The 21638-nt window shown below is 54.9% G+C and carries 20 protein-coding genes and 1 tRNA gene; 7 read left to right on the forward strand and 14 right to left on the reverse strand.

Translation table 11 applies throughout. The features are described from left to right. Positions 1-69 precede the first annotated feature (69 nt). The 3 genes from I9184_RS13300 to I9184_RS13315 form a co-directional block, all read right to left on the reverse strand. The gene (locus I9184_RS13300) at positions 70-2049 is read right to left on the reverse strand and encodes a hypothetical protein (protein WP_209834758.1); all 1980 of its coding nucleotides are present in this window, start codon (positions 2047-2049) and stop codon (positions 70-72) included. A gap of 847 nt (positions 2050-2896) precedes the next feature. Then, positions 2897-3211, reverse strand: a complete 315-nt coding sequence (locus I9184_RS21130) for a Rid family hydrolase (protein ID WP_209834761.1) — start codon at positions 3209-3211, stop codon at positions 2897-2899. Between the two features lie 139 nt (positions 3212-3350). Next, entirely contained in the window at positions 3351-4202 is an 852-nt protein-coding gene (locus I9184_RS13315; protein WP_209834763.1) for a LysR family transcriptional regulator, read from the reverse strand. A gap of 255 nt (positions 4203-4457) precedes the next feature. Between I9184_RS13315 and I9184_RS13320 the strand changes: the two genes are divergently transcribed. Next, the gene (locus I9184_RS13320; protein ID WP_209834765.1) at positions 4458-4706 is read left to right on the forward strand and encodes a hypothetical protein; all 249 of its coding nucleotides are present in this window, start codon (positions 4458-4460) and stop codon (positions 4704-4706) included. A gap of 18 nt (positions 4707-4724) precedes the next feature. Further along, positions 4725-5090, forward strand: a complete 366-nt coding sequence (locus tag I9184_RS13325) for a hypothetical protein (RefSeq protein WP_171638642.1) — start codon at positions 4725-4727, stop codon at positions 5088-5090. A 47-nt stretch (positions 5091-5137) separates the two neighbouring features. On the opposite strand, the gene I9184_RS13330 is transcribed toward I9184_RS13325, so the two are convergent. From I9184_RS13330 to I9184_RS13345, 4 genes are read right to left on the reverse strand one after another with little or no spacing between them, the layout of a single operon-like run. Then, entirely contained in the window at positions 5138-6172 is a 1035-nt protein-coding gene (locus I9184_RS13330; protein WP_171724337.1) for a succinylglutamate desuccinylase/aspartoacylase family protein, read from the reverse strand. Between the two features lie 5 nt (positions 6173-6177). Then, the gene (gene rimK, locus I9184_RS13335) at positions 6178-7083 is read right to left on the reverse strand and encodes a 30S ribosomal protein S6--L-glutamate ligase (RefSeq protein WP_171638640.1); all 906 of its coding nucleotides are present in this window, start codon (positions 7081-7083) and stop codon (positions 6178-6180) included. Then, positions 7080-7580 (reverse strand): RimK/LysX family protein, encoded by a 501-nt coding sequence (locus I9184_RS13340; RefSeq protein ID WP_171724338.1) that lies wholly within the window; start codon positions 7578-7580, stop codon positions 7080-7082. The genes rimK and I9184_RS13340 overlap by 4 nt, the downstream gene beginning before the upstream one ends. 5 nt (positions 7581-7585) lie before the next feature. Beyond that, positions 7586-7864, reverse strand: coding sequence for a hypothetical protein (locus I9184_RS13345; RefSeq protein WP_171724339.1), 279 nt, complete (start codon positions 7862-7864; stop codon positions 7586-7588). A 95-nt stretch (positions 7865-7959) separates the two neighbouring features. Here I9184_RS13345 and mgtE point away from each other — a divergent pair, with 95 nt between their 5' ends. After that, positions 7960-9324 (forward strand): magnesium transporter, encoded by a 1365-nt coding sequence (mgtE, locus tag I9184_RS13350; protein WP_171638637.1) that lies wholly within the window; start codon positions 7960-7962, stop codon positions 9322-9324. Between the two features lie 305 nt (positions 9325-9629). Here the strand turns inward: mgtE and I9184_RS13355 are convergent. Further along, positions 9630-9719: transfer RNA gene (locus tag I9184_RS13355), tRNA-Ser, on the reverse strand. Between the two features lie 404 nt (positions 9720-10123). On the opposite strand from I9184_RS13355, the gene I9184_RS13360 reads away from it, so the two are divergent. Continuing rightward, on the forward strand, positions 10124-10627 hold the full coding sequence (locus I9184_RS13360) for a hypothetical protein (protein ID WP_209834767.1): 504 nt from the start codon (positions 10124-10126) through the stop codon (positions 10625-10627). A 671-nt stretch (positions 10628-11298) separates the two neighbouring features. Here I9184_RS13360 and I9184_RS13365 read toward each other — a convergent pair. Further along, positions 11299-11706: a universal stress protein gene (locus I9184_RS13365; RefSeq protein WP_171724810.1), complete on the reverse strand. Its 408-nt coding sequence runs from the start codon at positions 11704-11706 to the stop codon at positions 11299-11301. Positions 11707-11763: 57 nt separating this feature from the next. Further along, a complete protein-coding gene (locus tag I9184_RS13370; RefSeq protein ID WP_171724809.1) occupies positions 11764-12213 on the reverse strand; it encodes a phasin family protein in 450 nt (149 codons plus the stop codon). A 200-nt stretch (positions 12214-12413) separates the two neighbouring features. Here I9184_RS13370 and I9184_RS13375 point away from each other — a divergent pair, with 200 nt between their 5' ends. Continuing rightward, complete coding sequence (locus tag I9184_RS13375) at positions 12414-13586, forward strand: cation:proton antiporter (RefSeq protein WP_171724808.1); 1173 nt, start codon at positions 12414-12416, stop codon at positions 13584-13586. On the opposite strand, the gene I9184_RS13380 is transcribed toward I9184_RS13375, so the two are convergent. Then, positions 13587-13994 carry a c-type cytochrome gene (locus I9184_RS13380; RefSeq protein WP_171724807.1) on the reverse strand — a complete coding sequence of 136 codons (408 nt, stop codon included), beginning with the start codon at positions 13992-13994 and terminating at the stop codon, positions 13587-13589. A 160-nt stretch (positions 13995-14154) separates the two neighbouring features. Continuing rightward, a complete protein-coding gene (locus tag I9184_RS13385; RefSeq protein WP_171724806.1) occupies positions 14155-15759 on the reverse strand; it encodes a Na/Pi symporter in 1605 nt (534 codons plus the stop codon). 437 nt (positions 15760-16196) lie between these two features. Between I9184_RS13385 and I9184_RS13390 the strand changes: the two genes are divergently transcribed. Both I9184_RS13390 and I9184_RS13395 read left to right on the forward strand, forming a co-directional pair. After that, a complete protein-coding gene (locus I9184_RS13390) occupies positions 16197-17417 on the forward strand; it encodes an amino acid permease (protein ID WP_171724805.1) in 1221 nt (406 codons plus the stop codon). 103 nt (positions 17418-17520) lie between these two features. Continuing rightward, a complete protein-coding gene (locus I9184_RS13395; RefSeq protein ID WP_348539533.1) occupies positions 17521-18843 on the forward strand; it encodes a hypothetical protein in 1323 nt (440 codons plus the stop codon). A 233-nt stretch (positions 18844-19076) separates the two neighbouring features. On the opposite strand, the gene I9184_RS13400 is transcribed toward I9184_RS13395, so the two are convergent. Together I9184_RS13400 and I9184_RS13405 are read right to left on the reverse strand one after the other, a co-directional pair. Next, positions 19077-20669 carry a trypsin-like peptidase domain-containing protein gene (locus tag I9184_RS13400; protein WP_171724803.1) on the reverse strand — a complete coding sequence of 531 codons (1593 nt, stop codon included), beginning with the start codon at positions 20667-20669 and terminating at the stop codon, positions 19077-19079. Positions 20670-20889: 220 nt separating this feature from the next. Continuing rightward, positions 20890-21309 carry an Hsp20/alpha crystallin family protein gene (locus tag I9184_RS13405; RefSeq protein ID WP_170697089.1) on the reverse strand — a complete coding sequence of 140 codons (420 nt, stop codon included), beginning with the start codon at positions 21307-21309 and terminating at the stop codon, positions 20890-20892. Positions 21310-21638 lie beyond the last annotated feature (329 nt).

Genomic DNA, 21638 nt, shown 5'->3' on the forward strand with positions numbered 1-21638 from the left:
GCGATCGCCACCGGTGACGAACAAGGAAGCATCATGGAAATCGACCTGTCATGGGGCCTGATAGCTTCATCATGCCCACCCCGCCTGTTCAGGCAAATGACGGGTCCACCACAATTCGGGCGTACTGTTCACAATGTGGATTTCGCTACCGCAAGAACGACCGCCAACGATGTTGAGGCGATCTCCATCAAATGTTTCAAGCGACATTTTCACGGCCCCCCGGAAATTCGCCATCTGTTCGGCCAGAATGCCCACCGCAACGCGTTCACCCATTCGGATACTGTCGAAATAGTCGCTGTAGAAATGTACCCCTGCAAAATTGCGCCCGATCGCGATATTCGCAGCCAACTTGTTCAGCTCGCCATTCAGCGTAAGCTTCGCTGCGTTGTCCTCTGGCTGCACGGACTCAACCAGTGTCCTGCCACCCGGAGCCGGAACAAAGACGCGCGGCATACCCGCCTCTGCCAAAGTTACCCTGGACCCGTCCAGCGCATGTGTTCTGAAGAACGCCTTGAGCAGCGTCGCGCACGCCCCGGCAACTGCGCCATGCGCCGCCCCGTAGGACGGCTGCATTGGCGAGCCCTCGGGATAAGCAACAGGCAAAAGCAGGTTGCGATCGATTTGTGGCAGCCCTTTATGAGAAACCGCGTTGTGGGCGAACCGCTTGGTGGCCGGCGCGGCGGCAATGGCTTCCACAAGACTGAAATCTTCGCAGGCGGCGCTTTCCAATTTCTCAAGATGGGCTGCGGCAAACGGTTCCGCTGCCCCAAGCACCGCGCCATGACCATTCGCCACCAAGGTTGCAACGCTGCCCAGCTTTTCAGGGCGGGCGCGGTTGTGCACCTGAAAGGTCTGGCGTCGCACGGCCCGCATTGCCCTGGTCGCGGTTTCTGCCAGCATTGACAGCGCGTGTGATCCGCCCCAATGGGCCCCACTATCCTCCGCACGGGAATTCCAGACATCGGGCAGACCGTCATCTGCTTGAAACCCTCTGCCCAACATCAACAGGCAGGCATTGAAAAAAGCCTGATAGATCGAGTCGAAATGCACATAGGTAGCAAGGTCGCGAGGTGTTTCAATAAACTTCGGGCCACAGGCCTCAAAGGCTTGTTCGCCGGTTGCGTCCGCCCCGTTTTGAACGTCCAGCCACTCGGCCCAGTCCCGCAAATAGTCCACGCCAACAGCCTGAGGTACAACCCTTTGGTCAAGCCGAAATGAACCAAACGGCATTGTCCCTGGTGTTGTTGTTTTTTCCAACCACCGCCCTTGCACATGCGCCGCGTCTGACGTCAGCGGGCCGTACCCCTGCAAAAGGAACTGCGACATGTAAGGCCCTTCCGAACAGCCTTGGCTCGAGCCGCGGAACAAAGTTCGCGAAGACAGACCTTCGCCATCTCGAACCTGGCGCGCCGCCGGTACTTTCCCGATCTCGGCACCGCTGGCATCCTTTGGGCAACCGTCTTTGCGGAACCACTCCAACCGGCCCAGGGCGCCAAGCACCTTGTCGGTTCCCTCGGCACCATCCCGAATGGTTTCGAAGGGCACATCCCGCAGACAGGCCATCGCATAGAGTTCGGCCATCTCTGCCGCCAGTTCATCTGACCCAAGCCTGGGCGCCGGAGCGATACCCAAACCGCCGGCGTCCAATCCATTGAACCCCAACCGATGACCCAGGATCGGCCCTTCCCACGCACGCCATCTAAATTCACCACCCTCTGATGGCGCGGTGCGGAAGGGCCCGGAATAGGCTGGCGTGTCAAACAGCGTCAGCCTGTTTCCATGATTGTCGGTGCCGGTTGGGTCAGCCACTTCTTCCAGAAACTCGGTATAAACCTGCGCGTCGACAATACCATTTTCGTCATGCCGCAAGCCCTTCGAAAAGCTCGTGGGCCAAGTCCCGGCAAACAGGTCTGCTTCGCCGTTATGTTCGGCGGCTGCCCTGTCTCTGGCACCAATCGGCGCGTTCGAAAGACACTGATCCCGGTTCAATCCACGATTGGGCTTTTCCAGGTCCTGCCAGGGTTCAGATGGAATGATATGTTGCGGCATGTTGCTCTCCCGATCGACGGGGACAACGATTCGCACGAAGCCGTTACCGGATCGTGACCGGTCATTCCGACAGGCTTTTTGCCCTGTTCTGCCACACTTTGAGAATGTCCAGGGTAGAAAAGGCTTCGATCGCGCTGGACACCAGGCCCCGCCGCCGCATTCCGATCTTTCGAGAAATTTCGGAATCCAATGCAAGACAGGATATCACGGGCCCAGCCAGCTTCGAGCCGCATTCCACCGGACAGAAAGATAAAGAAAGTTGGATGGCGGGGACGAAGTCAGTATAACTTAGCCTGCAAGATACTGTTAAATTTAGGTAAAAAGAAATAATACCGCCATACATACCACACTAAGTTCGATTTCGAGCCAGGCATCGCGCACAGTGTCATATCACAGGATGTCGGTAAAACACTAAAGCAGACACTCAAGCAGAGTTCAGCAAACGACCGCTCCAAGCCCCAAAGACGACTTAGGTAACGAGCGCAACAATTGTCGTTTTTGGCGGGAAGCGGAAGTTCGATGCGACCGCAGGGTCACCACTCAAGCGTTACAGAAGCGGACATTCGGTCGCAAATCTGGATCTTTCTCTTCGACCGACCCTGTGATGGTGTTTCTCATCTGCTTTTCCCTTCGCAGCATGAGCATGATCTAACTGGTTTGGCGCGAAAAGGGGTGGGATGGCTTTCCAGCACGTCACAACCAACAATGCACCGGGCTTCAGCGCTCTGCGGATTTCGCTGAGGGCCGCTGTCTTGTCCGGAAAGAACTGCAGGCCGTGATGGCAGAAAGCCAGATCGAACTCGCCGTCGTCGAGGGGCATGGATTGCGCCGACGCTTCGATCCACTCCTAGCAGTGCATGCCCGGGGCGCGGGCGCTGGCAGCGAGATCGCGTCGAGCGTCGCGGCAGTACAGTTTGCGGGCCTCGATCGCGTCCTTCCAGTTGTTGATGTCCGTCAGGATAACACGGGTTAGCTCGATGTCCTGCAGGCCGGACCCGACATGTTCGAGAGCGGCCTTGATGATCTCGAAACACTGCTTGGGCTGGGCATAGACGTCACCGATGCCTAGCGTCTTGCCGTTCACATCTACTGGCGCGGTGCCCCCGACAGCGATGAACGATCCAACCCGAACCGCCCGGCTGAAGCCGACGATTTCCTCCACAGGGTTTCCATTAGAGACGAGTTGCCGCCCCTTCCTTGCTAACTCTCCTGCAATGTGTGATCTCAGTCTGGACTGGTTTGTTGAGTAAATCTCTCCCGGAATCGAGTTCGTGAAACGTCGTTTCTGACCAGTTGGCAATTCAACCCATGGAGTCCGCGAAGCTGCGAAGCCGTCGCGCGGCCTGACCCGGGAACCCATCCACCTCGCTCTCATCAAACACCGCATAGGCCGCGTAAGCAAACCTTGGTGCTGCCTCGATCAGCGTGAGCCACCCGTCCTGAAGTTCCGTTTCGATCACGCGCCTGGGGAAGTAGCCAGCTGCGGGAACAGATTTCAGATACTGCAGGCCCAAGGTTCCGATGCCCAGCTGAAGGCGCGGTGCGTCAAGCTCTGGAAAGTTCAGCAAATGGTCGGCGCGGAACTCCGGGCCCCAATCTATCAGGATGTAAGCGCTGCCCAGTGCGGCGGGTTCGGCGTCAGGGCCGCTGCTGACAAGTACAAACTCATCCTCAAAAAGTTGAAGTGCGGACAAGCCCGAGGCGTTCCGCGGACGGTACATGACGGCGAGGTCGAGGCTGCCCTCCTCGATCTCTCGAGCCATCGCTTCGGAGGAGGCCGCCGAGGCTCTGACGGCAACGTTCGGCAACGCTGCCATCAACTCTGGTAAGGCGTTTATGAGATACCCGTCCCAAAGGCTCGGCGCCGCGCCGATTTCCAGCGCTGCGGCCATGGAGGCGGGAAGACCAGCGTCCAGCTTTGCCTGTGTCCAGGTGCGCACCAGAACCTGAGCGTGTTTGAGGAAATGTCGCCCGGCAATGGTCAAGGTTGCACCCGACTTACCACGTTGGAACACCGGCTGACCAAGCTGTTGCTCGAGAGTTCTGATTCTCATGCTCACTGTCGATTGTGTGACGTGAACCTTGTTGGCTGCGTCGAGAAAGGTTCCAGTTTCCACCACGGCGAGGAAAGTTCGAGCAAGTTCAATATCCATCGGTCACCTATTCGAATATCCGATATTATCTGCGCAAAAAATTCGTTATTCAATAAGATACGTGTGTGCCATATTCTCTAAGTAGCGCGAAGGTGCCCCGCCAGATCGGAACGCCAATCAAAATTCTCGTTTGTAGTGGAGATCTCGATCTGAGGAACCGTTGCAATCTGAAACCTGTAGAAACGCCACCGACACCGGAGCGCTGCACCAACCCCACAATGGGCAAGAAGCCCATTTTCTCATGGAGATAACAAAATGAGTCGAGTTTCTGTTGTTGCTCTGCTCTCTTCACTGTTTGCTGTTCCGGCATTCGCCATGCCCGCTGATCTTGACATGGACGGGGATGGCCTGGCGTCGCTGGCAGAGCTTCAGACCAAGTATCCTGAAGTCTCGGATGATCTCTTCCTGGAGATCGACGCAAATGCCGATGGTTTCATCAATGACGACGAATTGGTTGCCGCCGTTGATGCAGAGCTTCTCCTTGGTCCCACAGGGGATCAGTAAGCAAAGGTTGTCACGGTTATGAGGAAGCCAATCCTGCCTCAAAAATGGCTGCTTGCCGCGATGGGTATCTGGTTGGTTTTGTCCCCCTTTGTCCTGTTTCGTGAGGAAACTCTTTTGCAGGGCATGGCTGAACTTGAAGCTCTCGCCTTCATGGCAATTGGCATTGGTGTTCTGGTCATGTCCGGCGCTGACGGTCGGAGCCACCTTCTCGCACGGGTGACTCCGGTATCGGCACTGGGGATTTCGCTGATCGTCGCACCAACAGCGCTGAATTTCACCGGCCATATTGTGGCAACGGCCAATGCATGGCTAACGGGATCGGCGCTGATCGCGCTCGCCGCATGGGAGGTAATGGCAAGCCGCGGATTGCGTGCAATCTCGTAAACCGGCGCGGGGTGGGAAACTGCCCCGCGCCCCCACATTCAGGCCACCTAAATGATCTCGTCCTCATCGAACATTGGATCACCGTCGAGCTGATTGGCGATCATGTCGATCCGCATTTCAACATCTGCGCTCGTCGTTTTGGCGATATGAAACAACGCGTCGCCCTCGTGCACAAATGGCAAATTGGTACGGCCCACAATGATGCCGTCCGTTTCTCCAAGAACGTCCTTTCTTACTTCGCCAAACGGGTCCGAGATCCGGCCAAGCAAGTCGCCGACCTCCACATATTCGCCCGCTGCCTTGAACGTTCTAAGCAAACCGCCGACCGGAGCGCGCACCCAGGAACTCGTCCGTGCGTGAACCGGCGCCTCACGCACGGTAGCGATGCCACGCCTGGCGACCATGCCCATCGCGTTCATAACCCGAAGAATACCTGCAAGACCCGCCCGGGCCGAAAGTTCGTCGAAACGCAGCCCTTCTCCCCCTTCGAACAGCAGCACATCGACACCTCGCTCTTGTGCCGCTTTTCGCAGGGACCCGTCGCGCAGCTTGGAAATCATGACGACCGGTGCACCGAACGCATCGGCGTATCTAATCGTCGCATCCGAGGCCGGAGAAACTCGAATTTGAGGCAGGTTGGTGCGGTGGATCGCGGCAGAATGAAGATCGATACCGAGGTCGGAACGCGCAACAATTTCGGTCATAAAGATATGTGCGAGGCGGCCCGCCAATGATCCGCCCTCGCTGCCGGGAAACGACCGGTTCAGGTCGCGCCTGTCCGGAAGGTATCTCGATTGTGTCATGAAGCCGAACGCGTTCACGATTGGCACAACCAGCAACGTGCCCGCGATCTTGTCGAGTTGAGGGGCCCGTAGCAATCGCCGTGCGATTTCGACGCCAATCACCTCATCGCCATGAATTGCCGCGCTGACAAACAGGACCGGCCCTGGGCGGCGGCCATGAACCACATGCACTGACATGCTGACCGGCGTATGATCGGACATCACGCTCACCGGCAGGTCCAGCGTAATCCGCGTGCCGGCCGGGACGGTGAAACCGCCGATTTCAAATGGCTCGCGCATGGCTGTTATCCGCGCCCTCTGGTCTTGGTATTTCCCTTAGTGGCGTTCTTTTCAAGAAACTCGATGATCTTGCCTGCAACATCAATGCCAGTTGCCTTTTCCACCCCTTCAAGTCCGGGTGAGGAATTCACCTCCATGACAACCGCCCCATGATTGGCGCGCAGCATATCTACGCCGCAGACATTCAGCCCCATCGTCTTGGCTGCACGCACAGCGGTAGAGCGTTCCTCGGGTGAGATCTTGATGGGTTGGGCGCTTCCGCCCCGGTGCAGGTTGGATCGGAACTCTCCTTCGGCTCCCTTCCGCTGCATCGCCGCGATAACGCGGCCACCAACCACAAGCGCACGAATATCTGTACCGCCCGCTTCCTTGATGAACTCCTGTACCATGATGTTAACTTTCGCGCCGCGAAATGCCTCGACCACGGATTTTGCCGAGCGGTTTGAGTCGGCAAGAACCACTCCGATGCCCTGCGTACCCTCCAGAAGCTTGACCACCAGAGGAGCGTCCCCCGCGAGTTTGAGAACTTCGTCGGTTTGCTTAGGATCATGAGCGAACGTGGTGACAGGCAGGCCTATGCCGTCCCGCGCCATGAGTTGCATGGAACGCAACTTGTCGCGAGATCTGCCAATCGCCACTGACTCGTTGAGCGGAAAGACCCCCATGATCTCGAACTGTCGCAGCACAGCCAGCCCATAGAATGTGACCGATGCTCCGATCCGGGGGATTACCGCGTCATAACGCCCAAGCTTCTTACCGTCATAGTAGACCTCGGGTCGGCGTGAAGCGATGTTCATGTAGCAGCGCAGCGTGTTCACGATATCAAGCTCGTGGCCGCGCTGCTCGGCGGCTTCTTTCAGACGACGATGGGAGTAAAGTTCTGGATTGCGGGCCAGCATGACAAATTTCATTGGCGTTGTCCTTCCGGGTCGTTGCGTGTGGCTTTTCTTTTGATCCCAGTTGGAGCTTTTCCGGAACCCAGCAGATAGGAGTGACCCGGATCGACAAGAATTCCCCGCCTGCGAATGGCGGTGCGGCCGAGGATCAGATCAAATTCCATCTTCGCACGGTTGGCCAGCGAAACGTCGATCTGCCAGCGATGCCGCCCAAGCAAAAGCTGCGTTCTCACGATCAGTCGACGTTCGGGGACACCACCTGTGTTCTTGATCTCGCGTTCGTCGACAACCCTGGTTCGAACCCGGTTTGGTGAACGGCGGTTTTGGACCGGTATCATGAACTCGACCCATCGCTCGCCGTCAATCTCAAATACGGTCTGGTCCACTGCATGGAGCGCAGCGGTTCTTGCGCCAGTGTCTATCTTGGCCGGGATATTCTCTATTCCGAAGTCGGGCAGGCTGATGCGTTCACGCCAACCTATGATTTCTGGGTATGAGACACGCTTCACCATAGCATCTACTCTATGCAGTCATCGTTGGCACGTCTGTAGTTCACAAACGAATTGGCGCCCATCACGACATAGAACGTATCCATGTCGATTAACACGTACCCAAGTTCAAAAAGTGCAACCGAAAGTGCACGAATGTCTGTTTCGTACAATCGCCTGCGCCCTGCAATCCGGCGCACGAGCTTGTCCGGTATTCGATAACGTCCATTCGGCTTGCCGCCAAAGTCCTGATCGTAAAGCTCGGCGAGGCGTACGGCGGTCATGGATATCCAGTCATTTTCAAGCATGACTTTTTCTATATTGGCAATTAATATTTGTCTATAGGTAAAAAAAATCTGCTAAAAGTCCTACATTCTCCAGAATTCACATCAAAGAATCGAATATGAGCGACACAGATACTATCCCAAGGGAACTGGAAACGCAGTTGCAACAAGCCCTGGCAGAGCGTGACGGCGCTGAACTCGCACGGCTGCTTGATCCGCTTCCGTTGAGCGATGCCCTGCGTGAACTGCTCAATCTGCCAGTAGAGCAGCGGAGTGCCGTGCTGTCTTTGCTGCCATCGGAACTGGCTGCCGAACTTGTCGAAGAGGCGCCGAACGCGATGGCGGTCGATCTTGTCGAGCGCATGGAGTCGGAGCAGGCCGCAGAAGTCATCGAAGAGCTGGATTCTGATGTTCAGGCCGATGTCATCGGAGAGCTTGAAGACGCAGATGCGGAAGCAATCCTTACCCGGATGGATCCTGAGGACGCCGCAGATGTTCGTCGGCTGGTGGAATACGAGGACGATGTCGCGGGCGGCCTCATGGTTGCCGAAGCCTTCACGTTCTCCGAAACCGATACAGTTGGGAAGGTTCTACGGCGGTTCGCCAACGAAGAATACGACCTTGAACGCTATCGGGGTCAGCATCCCTATGTGCTGGATTCGAATGGTGCCCCAATTGGCGTGGTCTCATTGCGCAGCCTCGTGTCCACACGCCGAAGCGCGCGTTTGACCGATATCATGGTGCCCCCAATTACCGTCCCAGCCAACATGCCGCTGGAGAAACTGGAAGACTTGTTCGATGAACACCCGTTTCTTGGATTACCGGTCGTGGAAGCAGACGGGCACCTGGTGGGCGTTGTCTCGCGGTCTGCCGTTGATGAAGCCCTTTTGGAACGTGCGGAATCGGCCAGCCTGAAACGCCAGGGTGTCTTCGGCGATGAGCTTCGGTCGATGCCACTGCCGCTTCGTGCGAGGCGACGGCTTCAATGGCTTTCGGCCAACATTGTTCTCAATGTGATCGCGGCCAGCGTAATCGCCGCGTATGAACAAACCCTTGCCGCGGTGATCGCGCTTGCAGTGTTCTTGCCGATGGTGTCCGACATGAGCGGCTGCTCGGGCAATCAGGCCGTCGCCGTCAGCATGCGCGAGTTGTCCCTCGGCCTTGTCCGGCCCATCGACGCCATGCGTGTCTGGTTCAAAGAAGTGTCGGTCGGGGTGATCAACGGGTTCGTTCTGGGGCTTCTGATCGGCCTCGTTGCCTGGGTGTGGAAAGGCAACCCGTTTTTGGGGCTGGTGATTGGTGGAGCGCTTGCGCTCAACACCGTCGTCGCCGTGTCCATTGGCGGTGTTCTGCCATTGCTGTTGAAGCGCATCGGTCAGGACCCTGCTGTCGCCAGCGGCCCTTTACTGACGACTATAACCGACATGGCGGGGTTCTTCCTCGTCCTGAGCCTTGCAACCGCAATGATGCCACTTCTGGTTTGACGCTTTCCCGCACCCGAACCATCAGTTCGGTCGGGTGACTGGTACGCGTACTATCCAACGCCGCGCACGCGATGGATCAACAACAAGGTGCAAACCAGAGCCGTCGCTATGCCGACCCGGACCCAGATTCTCTACCAGCTTCTTTGTCAGCTTTGCGCTTAGCGCAGACATTTAAATGCCACTTATTGAATAACACTAGGTGTAACCAGTAAAATTCACGATGATGCTGTGAGTCGGTAAACGCCTATTAATAAAAAGTAAATGGAACGTTATACGCACCGCGTCAATTGTCTAAAATAGGTTGATGGCGGAGACGAAGGGATTCGAACCCTCGAGACGGTTTCCCGCCTACTCCCTTAGCAGGGGAGCGCCTTCGACCACTCGGCCACGTCTCCGCCGACGGGTATATCCTTGCAAGCGACGGGAATACAAGGCGAAAAATATGATTTGTGCCTCTCTCTGACAAAATTGCTGAACCCGTTGAAATCACGGTAAAAGGCGCCAACTTAAATGAATCATCGGCCAGAATTGGAGAATTTTTCCGGGGCGTTCTCCAACGTGAAACCACCGAACCGCCTGGTTCGAAACGACAGGGCACATCGAATCCCCATTCTGCATTGCTGCGTCGATTGAGAGATCGCATTCTGAAAGCGAAGAAGCTCTCTTGTTTCGATTAGATTACATTTCCTCCGGGCAGCGGCGGCAGCGCAGGGCAATGCAAACGAATAATGGCTCACTTTACGACCACCCTCGCCTTTATTAAGAGCGGTGTGGGTAATAAATCCAAGAAGGGCACAGAATGAAGAAATTTCTCGCATCCGCTGGAGCGATGGCATTGGTCATGTCGAATGCGATGGCAATGGATGCTGACAGAGAGGCTATTATTAACGAGAAAGTAGGTAGTTTTGTTGACGCTGTAGGCTGCGCGGATCCAGAAGCCGCACAATCTTTGCTTGCGGAACTTGGCACTGACGATTTTGACGTCACTACATATATTGCGTTTCCGGTTGTAGATGTCGGATGCGCAGGTGGGGCTGGAACAAGCGCAGTCACGCCGGTCGTAGTACGTGTTCCGGAATACCGGCCTTCGGCGGCCCATGTCGACATGTGGGCAACGGCGGAAATTGAATTTGTAGGTATACCTGCGCGCGGATTGATATCAATAGAAGCGCTCGCGTCTAACCGAATGCATATCGTCGGAAAAGACTTCGCTGACGGTGATCCAAATTGTTGCCCGTCGAAATTGGTTGACCGCGTCTACCGTTGGGAACGTGGTGGGTTCTGGCTGCCGGAAGTTGATTGATTTGTTCTCAAAGTCAGCTGGCATACTAGACCGGCTGACCTGACCTCTTCCGCCTCTGCTATGAACTGCTTTTTGATCTCAAAACCGGTCGGAGCGGGCTCCTCAGAACGCCTCGTTATGTGATCGAGGTCTCGATTATGTTTGGCGCAATCCATCAATAAGAACGTGACCGTCCGGTGAAGGAGCTCTGGCACAGCTCCGATGGTCCCTATGACGCGACGGTTACAGCGTACCCCGAAAGCACAACCTTAATTACGCCCGCTTGCTTCCACAGTGCTTCCAGCGGGGTTGGCACAAATTGCAACACCGCCTTGAGGCGGTGCGTAACATACTGTTTTATGTAGGTAATATTGGTTGCGGGAGCGGGATTTGGCCTTCATCGAACAACCGTGCTTCGAAGAAAAGCCAAGTAGACTACATCTAAGAGCACAATCTGAGGCTCCGAGGCAACCCAAGTGTCGAAAGTCTCCCAGCGACCAACCAGAAACTGTTCTTCGCAATAAAGTAATCCAGCGTTCTAATAAATTCGAAACCGCAGGTAAGCTGCAAAAATTGCAAAAAGTATAGCTACAGTCCAAGGGTTCTTTGGCTCAGCTGTCAATTCTCTCGATCTGATTTGGCTCACTAAGTATAGGGCCACTCGAAAAGGAAGTCACACCGCTAACTTTGGATCAACGAATTACATGAACCGAGCACCTGGCGTGGTGCACGACTCTGTTCGCAGTGGAACCTAAAAATATGTCCTCAAAACCAGGCTTGTGCGAAGCCAAGACGATGCAATCCGCGTCGCTCTCATTTGCGAAGTCGACAATAGCCCTACCCGCGTGCCCAGAGATGAGCCGAGCCTTCGCGCCTGGAATTTCAGAAGCAGTCTGATGCAGGTTTTCTAGGATTTCATGCCGCGTATTGGCAAGTACTTCGCTGGGAATCTGAGACCCCACGTAAGCCGGAATTGGCTCTTGGACGTGTATCACGGTAAATACAGCGTCCGCATCAGCCAATTGGCGCGCGGCCTCAAACGACGCTTGTGTGTCGTATTCTTGGTCCAGAGCAACCGGGATCAGGATATTCTTGTACATTTGACCTCCTATCTACTGCACCGATGACTTCAATTTGGTTCCTCGGCAGCAGGAAACCTACACAGGCTCAGACTTTGAAGATTTCCCCGCGCTCTTTGTAGCGGCTACAACATCATCAACTGTTTTCTCAACAGCTTCAGCTTCGGTTTCAGCGACATAAGATGCACAACGGGACACGGTTTCGAACCATTCCTGCGCGTCAGCAACCAACCGCTCAGCCGAATGGCGCTGCCATTCCGCCATGCTCTGAAGAGCTTTCGATGGATCGGACGGGTTCGCGGAAGACACATTGCGTGCAGCTTGTAGAGCCGTCCGGACCGCCTCATGACGCCGTTCGAACCAATGCTGCGCAAAGGCCTCTGTTTCTTCGAGCAATTTTTCTTGCGCGTCCCAAAATTGTTCGATCTGGGCACCGAAGGCCGGATTGCCAGACATGGGCGGCTGCATTTGCTTGAAAACATCCAAAAGTGAGGTCGGGTTATTTGTGTTGGGTTTCTTTGTCGACATCGAAAACTCCTCCTCATCTACCGAATGAGTTATTGTGCCACCTACGGCGCGCTTTCGCCTTAATACAGATCAATATCCCTTATTTTTAGTACCCTCGGCATAGGCTACAACGGGACACTCGCATTCTCTCCGACATCGGTTCCTAGAGGGCAGTGTTGGAGTTAGAGTAGTCTAGACAAGAACTTAACGCTTGGTTTTCTATGCACATTGCCGGCTTTCTGATTACCCTTGGTGTCCTCTTCCTTGCCGGATTGGCGGCCGACCAACTTGGCCGGGCCACGCATCTTCCTCGTGTTACAACCTTACTTTTCCTCGGTCTGATCGCCGGGAACGCCGGAATGGGGTTGATCCCACTCGACATTGCAATGTGGTTCGACGAGATATCCATTGTAGCCTTGACGATGGTCGCGTTCCTTCTTGGAGGATCTTTGACATGCGAGAACCTGGTACGGCATGGCCGAGCCATTCTGACGATTTCGATTTCAATCGTGGTTGCAACCCTTGTTATTGTGTCTGCTGGATTGACCGCAATTGGCGTACCCTTCGGGTTGGCGTTGGTGCTGGCGGCAATTTCTACGGCTACTGCTCCGGCCGCCATGACAGACGTGATCAAACAATCTGGGGTGTCCAACAGCTTCACCGAGACATTAAAGGGCATAGTCGCAATTGATGACGCTTGGGGTCTGATCGTTTTCAGCGTCGCATTGGTTCTGGCCGGTCATTCGGACGGTTGGGCCACCATCACGACCACAGCGATGTGGGATTTCGGAGGGGCTATTTTGTTGGGTTCCGCGCTAGGCGTGCCATCCGCTTACCTCACCGGTCGCTTGAAGCCGGGAGAGCCAATGCAGGCAGAAGCAATGGGTATCGTCTTTCTTACAGCGGGCCTCGCGCTTTGGCTGGAGGTTTCATTCTTGGTAGCAGGCATGGTTGCGGGCGCAGTTATTGGGAATCTTGCCCGCCATCACGACCGAACTTTTCATGAGATCGAGCACATTCAGTGGCCGTTCATGATTTTGTTCTTCCTACTAGCTGGCGCCACGCTGGATATTGAAGCCTTCGGCTTGATGGGCTGGGCTGGTGCTCTTTTCCTATTCTTGCGCGCCGTCGCCCGCCTCGTCGGGGGTTATTGCGGAGCGAGACTTGGCGGCCTGCCTAGCCGTCAGACCCGCTGGTACGGCCCAGCTTTGTTACCACAGGCCGGTGTCGCGGTAGGAATGGCCCTCGTCGCCGGAGAGCAATTTCCACATTGGGCCTCGTCGATCATGGCCTTTACTCTAGCCAGTACTGTGGCCTTCGAGGTGTTGGGGCCGCCATTGACTCTCATGTCAATCAGACGAACGGCTGACACCGATGAGCAGATTGGTCAGTAACTATTCAGACTGGATCGATTCAAGAAAGGCGAGCAAATTCGCCAACGGCAGGCCTACCATCATAGGTTGCCCATTAGGCAGAGCCACCGCGATTTGTTGGTCTGTCTCAAACACCGTGCCAAAGATTGGCATTTCGCCCCCATGGGCGAGCAATTGTGAACGACCATCAATCTGTTCAGCTATGCGAACTATCGGAAACACACCGTCGTTTTCGCCCGCCAATTTGGTAAGGTCGGGTGTTCGAATAGCCAGCATTTCGGCCATTGGCCCGTCTCCGGTCGCTTCGAAGCCGTGACATTGCCAGCAATACGTCCGGTACAAATCACTTCCCTCACTGACGCTGACTTCCTGCGCTAGTGCAGGCCCCGTGACTAACAGTGCCAGTAAAATCCCTCGATAAACCTGCATATTCTCCTCCAAATCGCTGCCACAAATGAAGATCCCATTAAACAGTATAGCTAAGGAACGTCTTTGACCTTGCTCATGTTGTCCGCACCAGCGGGAACATTGGCGTTTCAGTCGAATAGCGATTGAGCACGCGCCTAATCTAATCCAGGCAGGCATCCAACTACGCCACTTCGTCATTGACCTCACCACCCTTGCGCTTAGACGGCACTCCTTCCAATGCGTTCAAATGCCAACGAATTCGCCAGAGGTGATAGGACACGCGATGTAACCATCTGAGGGCATCCAAGCGAGCCCAGACCACGTCGTCCGGCAGACTGTCAGTCGCAGCGTCGGAGATTAGCAAGTCTCTGCGAAGTTTCCTCTGTCGTCGCAGAAAACGGCGAACGCGATTCAGCGTGATTTCACACTGCGCTGGATTGTTGATTTCCAAATAGCCATCAGTCGCTGCAATCGCCACTGAAGCAAGCCGTTTCAAGCGCGGGTCTTTCGGCAACTCGCCTATCCGATCATCTTGGCTACACCGGTAAAGCAGCCGATCAAGATGATCGAGCACATGGTACATACCCTTGATGCTGGATATCTCTGCGTCGGACCTGCTGGGCAGTTCTATCTTGTCTAGGTACGAGCGCGCTTCAGATACAGCAGTCTCAATGCTGTCCCGTCCATAATCGGGTCCGCTTGGCTGAGATGCCCCGATACATGACCGAAGGTGCGCCACTTCGGCCCTTACAATGTGTTCGACTGCAACTTTTGCTGCGTCCACAGCTATTTCCGGCATCCCGAGGACGAGAGGATCCAAAGATCTCGTTAACTCAGCCCCTCTGTCGGGTACGAGCGCCTCGACAAATCTGGCGAAGGGTTTCGCGAACGGCAGGATCAGCGCCACGCCTATGGCGTTGAAGAAACTATGGAACGCGACAAGCGCAGTCAGAGAGTTTTCAGCCCCCGTCCCGCTTACAAAGACCGCAGTAAACGGCCCCAGCAGGAAAAATGCCATTGCCCCTGTCATCACGTTGTAGATTACATGAGCAAAACCGGTGCGGCGCGCCATCGTGCCCCCGCCAAAGGTGGCCAGAACAGCGGTGACGGTTGTCCCCACGTCCATTCCAATGACGAGAGCCGCCGCTTGAGGGAAGTTCACAGCACCGGCGCTTAACGCAGCCAACGCCGTTGCAACACCAGCACTCGAAGACTGCGTCACCATCGTGATAAGGACGCCGATCAATACAAGCTTCAGCCTGCCTAGCAATGTATCTGGCGGAAAATCGGCAGGAGTAACTACGCCGCGAAACGCGTCAAGCCCGGACTTGAGTTGCTCGATCCCAATGAAAATCAAACTGAACCCGGCCAACGCCAGCCCAAGGCCGGAAACCGCTTTTCTTCCCGAAAGCGCCAGCAAAGCCCCAATAAAAACAACTGGCAACATCACTTGCCCCAAGTCTAGCCTGAACCCCAAGAGCGCGACGAGCCAACCTGTCATGGTCGTTCCGATATTGGCCCCAAAGATGATCCCAAGCGCTTGGGGAAACGTGAGCAGACCAGACGCGACAAATCCGACGGCCGCAACGGTGGTCGCACTGGAAGACTGGATTGCAGCTGTCGTGACCGCGCCTGTTACGGCCCCGGTAAACGGTGTCGACGTGAACCGGCCCAAAATATCTCGCAGTCGCGCCCCTGCCAAAGCCTTCAATCCGTCCGTCATCAACAGCATTCCGACAAGGAACAGGCCGATGCCGCCCAAGGCTGGTAACAGGTTCCAGAACATCACGAATTGCTTTCCACCCTAAATCTCACACCGCCTAACATGTTTGCTTTGCATTTAAGTCCGACGACAAACGACAGTTGGTTTGCATTCAGACTCGCAGACCCGACGCCGCGAGTTGATTGACATAGATCAAAGCACCAACATGAATTACATAGTGAAATTCGAATGTTTCAACATATTCTACGTTCACCGTCCTGTCCCCAAGTAAACACAAAGGTGAATGGAATTTTGAAGGAGTGGAAGTTCCACCCACGGGGGCTCGGCAGGAGTGATGGCGAGCCCCCAGTTAGTTGATTGGCGCCCAATGCGCCCAGACGTTGAGACACAAGGCATTCGGTGCGGCTTTGACCATAGGATTAAGCCGCTGCGCCAATCGAGACAAAAAGAGAAGGACGCCACTGACGACGTTCGGAATGGGCAGTTGGCGGAAATCACTTATGAACTCTGTTGATCCAAACGAACAGAAACTCAGACGGGCCCTTACTACCCCGTTGCTCACGCTTTATGGCCTTGGGGTAACGGTCGGAGCGGGCATTTACGTTTTAGTCGGTGCAACAGCAGACATTGCCGGACCGTTTGCGGCGCTGTCGTTCGTTGTAGCTGCGCTCGTCGTATCACTCACCGCGCTTTCGTATGCGGAACTCGCAACTCGATTTCCTGTCAGCGCAGGTGAAGCAGCCTACGTTGAGGCGGGATTTCGGAAAAACTGGGTGGCGGTTTTCGTTGGTCTTGCGGTGGCAGCCTCGGGCGTTATCTCCGCTTCTGCCGTTGCAATTGGCGCAGCATCATACCTTCACGCTTTGACCGGTTTTGCGATCCCTATTTTGACTATCAGTGTTGTTTTGATCATGGGTCTAATCGCGCTTTGGGGGATCACTGAATCGGTCTTTGTTGCGGCTGTCATCACGATCATCGAGATCGCAGGTCTTCTTTTTGTGATTGGCTGGGGCATGTCGATCCAAGATCCGCAGGGATACGGGATCAGTTCGATGCTTCCCCCGCTTGAACTCGACGCGTGGAAAGGCATTTTCGCTGCATCACTTCTTGCCTTCTTTGCATTTGTTGGCTTCGAGGACATGGCCAATGTCGCGGAAGAGGTTAAAGACCCTGTGCGCACCATCCCAAAAGCGATTTTGCTAACGCTCATTCTAGCGACCGTGTTGTATCTAGGAACCTCAATGACGGTTCTACTTGTTGTTCCGATCGATGTCCTTTCGACGTCCGCAGCACCCCTCGCGCTTGTGTTTTCAAACGCCCCTGAGGTGATTAAACAGGGCTTTTCCGCGGTCGCCATTGTGGCGACAGTCAATGGAGTACTGATCCAGATGATTATGGCCTCGCGGGTGATCTACGGACTAGCTGACCGTGACCATTTGCCGAAGGTTCTGGCGATAGTCCCTAAAGCAACGCAGACACCATTAGTTGCTACTTTGCTGGTCGTGGCGATCATCGTACTGCTTACTCAAACTATACCGATTGGTACTCTGGCAGAGCGCACATCCCAGATCGTTTTGGGCGTCTTTGTGCTTGTCAACATTTCGCTGATCCTGCTGAAGATGCAGCCGGACGAGGCCGCCAAGCACTTCCGCGTTCCTCTTGTGGTACCGATCCTTGGCGTGATCACCAGTGCATTGCTTTTCGGATCTGGATTTCTCTAACTAGACAAAACGACCCAAAAGCCTCAACGAGCTGCCATGGCATATGACGACTGACCAAACTTCCATAGGATCAAAACTTTCGGCCTGGTGGCATAGAACGTTTGTGGATCTGGTTCAGCAGCTGCAATGGTCCTATCTGCCGCCATTGATGGTCTATTTTGCGGCCGGCGTGTCCGGCCTGACCTCGGTCGTTGGTGCTTTTTTCCTAAAAGACTACCTCGATTTATCCGCCTCTTTCGTTGCAGGGCTAGCATTTTGGGCTGGTATCCCGTGGATACTCAAAATGCCGCTTGGTCATGTCGTGGACCTGTTTTGGCGCTGGAAGTCCCTGCTGATCTTGTTCGGCGCGTCCTTGATCACGTTGTCTTTGCTCACCATGTACGGGCTCGTGACCGCACCTGCGCAGATGTCCAGTTTCATGCCGCTGGAAGACTGGTATGTTGTTGCCTTGCTCTTGGCGCCTTCGGGCTATGCAATTCAGGACGTCGTTGCCGACGCCATGACGGTTGAGGCGGTGCCAAAGGTTGACCAGAACGGCGCACCATTTTCGCCGGAAGAAACTCGTGCACAGCACACAACGATGCAGACCTTGGGCAGAGTTTCGATCATTTCCGGGTTTGCGGCGGTTGCGGCTGTAAACATCTGGATTTTCTCTGGAACCGAAGAACTGCAAGAATCCGAACGCCTTGCGCTTTATGGCCAAGTATATCTGATAGCTCTGACCATCCCGGTGTTGTCCGTTAGTGGAGTCGTTCTTCACAGCTTTATCCAGCGTCAGCTTATTAAGCGCGGCCACCCGCCACATACGCCGGATGAAGCCACCGAAGTCAAATGGTCCATATTGCTCGGCGGCCTTGCATTCGTTGTGCTCAGCATCGTGCTGGGAACCGCAGATTTCGCATTCGCACAAGAGACCGTTTTTGCGGTTTCCCTGACGGTGATCCTTTACCTCATGTCGCGTCTGCTGAAGGAGTTGGAACCAGCCCAAGCCAAAGCCTTAATTGGGACAGCGACAATCATTTTTGTTTTCCGTGCCGTTCCTCTGCCGGGAGCAGGCCTGACCTGGTTTGAAATCGATGAACTAGAGTTCGATGAGCAATTCTTAGCAATCTTGGCTTTGTTGACTTCGCTGCTGGCGCTGCTGGGGTTAATTGTTCTCCGACCGTTTATGGCCAATCGCTCGATTGCGCATGTGGTCGTATTGCTGACAATCGCTGCGGGCGTTCTAGCCCCGCCCAACCTTGCCCTCTATTACGGCGTGCATGAATGGACAGCCGCGCGTACCGGCGGAGTTGTCGACGCAAGGTTCATTGCCATTCTTGATACAGCCGTTGAATCGCCGCTTGGACAGATCGCTATGGTCCCGATGTTGGCTTGGATCGCCCGCAATGCACCCGTTCAGTTGAAAGCGACTTTTTTGCGGTGATGGCATCATTCACAAACATGGCATTGTCGGCCAGCAGCCTTAGCACCAAGTACCTCAACCAGACATACGTCGTCACACGCGCTATCACCAACCCTGAGACCAGTGAGGTCACTTCAACCGCGGACTACAGTCAACTTGGGTACTTGCTGATCTCCGCGGCCCTGATCTCAGTGATCGTTCCACTGGCCACTGTGTTCTTTGTTCAAAAATCGCGCTTCCGAACGAGCGAATGATCACAGGTTTTCGAGCTCTGCCAGCAGTGCTCTGAGATGTGAAACCGGGACGCCGATGTTTGAGCCACCAAACTCGGGCAGGATCGCAGCATTGATGGCAACGACCTCACCCCGCCGGTTCAATGCTGGCCCCCCGCTTCCACCGGTCGTGGTCTCAGCGTCATAGACGATGGCGTTCCCACTTGTCCTCGCAATTATCCCCCGGCTTGCCAACGGGTGAATCTTGCTTTGAGTAGAAAGCCGGGACGCAATAGACCAAAAGTTCAACGTTCCTTCTGCCTCCAGTTCCTCTAGAAAGCCCGGCCCAGCCTGCGCGATCAAAGCTTTCAAACCCGTTGGATATCCCAACAGATAAAGCTCTTCACCGACGCGCGACGTGGCATCCGCCAACGGAATTCCGAGGTCCTGAACGCGGCTTGGCTCAACTGCCAAAATCGCCAAGTCTGCGGCTTCACTAAACCGGACCAAACGCGCCTCTATTGGTTCCGTCTGATCAGGCAAATAGGCCAGCAGCCTCAACATCTCTGGCTCAAGACCAGCGTCGCTCAGCGCTTTCTCTCGGTTCACCGAGGTCCAGGGCAAAGCGACATGGCGGTTGGTGGCCATCAATGGCACCCCAGCAATCAAAAACCCTGTTCCGGTGAACTGAAATTCTGCAGGTTCGCCGGTCCCGTCCGGTTCGATCCAAGGCTGGCCAAACGGGGTCTTCAGGTTTTCTCCGTTAGGTCCCAAAACGTGCCGTAATATCTTCCCGCTTTCCACGTGGCGCAATCCATAAGCTCCCTGAAGGAAAGCTACAGATCGAGTGGAGGCAGCTATCACCCGCGTGGGTGCCCCCGCCCGTTGCTCCAAGGTTCCAAGACGCTGCTCAGTCGACAAAACCTGGTTCTCAAAAGCGTCACGCAACGAAGCCAAGTCATCAGGCGTAAGTGCATCTTTTCGCGTCTGAGCGAGCATAACCGCGACCGCTTCGATCTTGCGGGACTCCTGTTCGATACTATCCGCCAAGCGCCGGTCGTTTTGGTAAAGCAGGTACCCAAACCCCGCGATCACAAAAAGCGTCGCAAGAACTGTGATCCTGAACAATATCGTGGTCTGAGACGCAAGCCGCCGCCCACTATCACGCAGGGCACCAGACATCTTTTTAGCGAAAGGTCGGCGGCTCGCTCGGGCGTAGGCATATGCGTCACTAAAGATATCTTCGACCGTATGGTGCGCGGGAAATGAGTGATCGCACAACCTGTATCGAGACATAGGGCCCTTTTCGCCGAACTCGATCATGTCGCCGTGCCTAAGAGACACCGATGAAGCATTTTGCCCGTTTACCCACACATTGCGCCCTGCTGACGCGGTTACCGTGTAACCTTCGTCAGCCCATTGTAGGGTGGCAACATCGTTATTATGGGGAGGCAGGTCATCCCTAGGACGAAGGCTTAGCACCCTTTCATCGTCAACTGAAACAGTTAGGGTTTTATCGACAAGCCAGTTCACGTTTCCGCGCGATGGACCTGTCAGGCTCTCCAGAAATGCCCGCACCTCACCTTCACCACCAGTCCCGGAGGATGTAATGCTACTCGCTTCTGGATTTCGCATTGTGACCCCCTATCCATACGCGTGAGGGCATTCTACCACGCTGCAACAACAAACCCATGGCTTGGTGCGAATGTACATAAAACGCATTTATACAAACACTTGCGATGTCCGCCCGGATTCAACCAAAAAACATCTATCAGGCCGCAGCTCAAAGAAGGCCGATCCATGATCGGCCCTCTGCTTTGGCATTTTCAAGCCCCGTATCGAGCCAACAGACCGTCTATTTCGACGATACCTTGATCTTACGGCTGGGATCCTGAGGCTCAGTCTTCGGCATTTCGATATGCAGAACGCCTTTGTCGAATGTTGCGGAAATCTTGTCGATTTCAACAGTGTCTGGCAGCGACATGGCTCTGGAAAAACTGCCATAGCTTCTTTCGCTGACACGTAGATCGCCCGTTTCATCATGCGCAATCTTCTTCTGACCGCGCAGGATTAGCCTGCGATCCTTGATTTCAATTTCCACATCATCCTCTTCGAGCCCTGGCAATTCAGCCGTCAGGACAATCGCAGAATCCGTTTCTTGGACATCGATTGCCGGTGAAATCGCACCTGTCATGTCAAGAGACGGAAAACCCGTGCGTTGCGCAGCCGTTTCCATTGGTAGGAAAGGTGATCCTCCCCCGAAAAAACGCGACATCAGGGTTTCCATTTCACGCCGAAAGTTGTCGGAGAGGGGATGCGTTCCAGTGAAAAGTTGCGGGGATTTTTTGTCTTCTAGCATTTTTTGAGCCTCCTCCTTTGGTCTGATTTCACGCGCGCAACATTGTGACAGAAAAGGCGGTCAAGGACCTTGATCTTGCGCAAGCATACAACCTCATCCATCGCCAGATCGCTCGCACCGGTTGAACGAACAGAAACGGGAACCGTCGTCCAACAGACTTGCCAGATCGTGCTGGAGTTAACACCAATCTCAGTAGTCTTGATCGGAACCCTAGGTCAGCTTAGCGTTTATTCTAAATGAGCCCG

Origin of the sequence: Ruegeria sp. HKCCE3926 (genome assembly GCF_017872515.1) — a bacterium.
Lineage (GTDB): Bacteria > Pseudomonadota > Alphaproteobacteria > Rhodobacterales > Rhodobacteraceae > Ruegeria.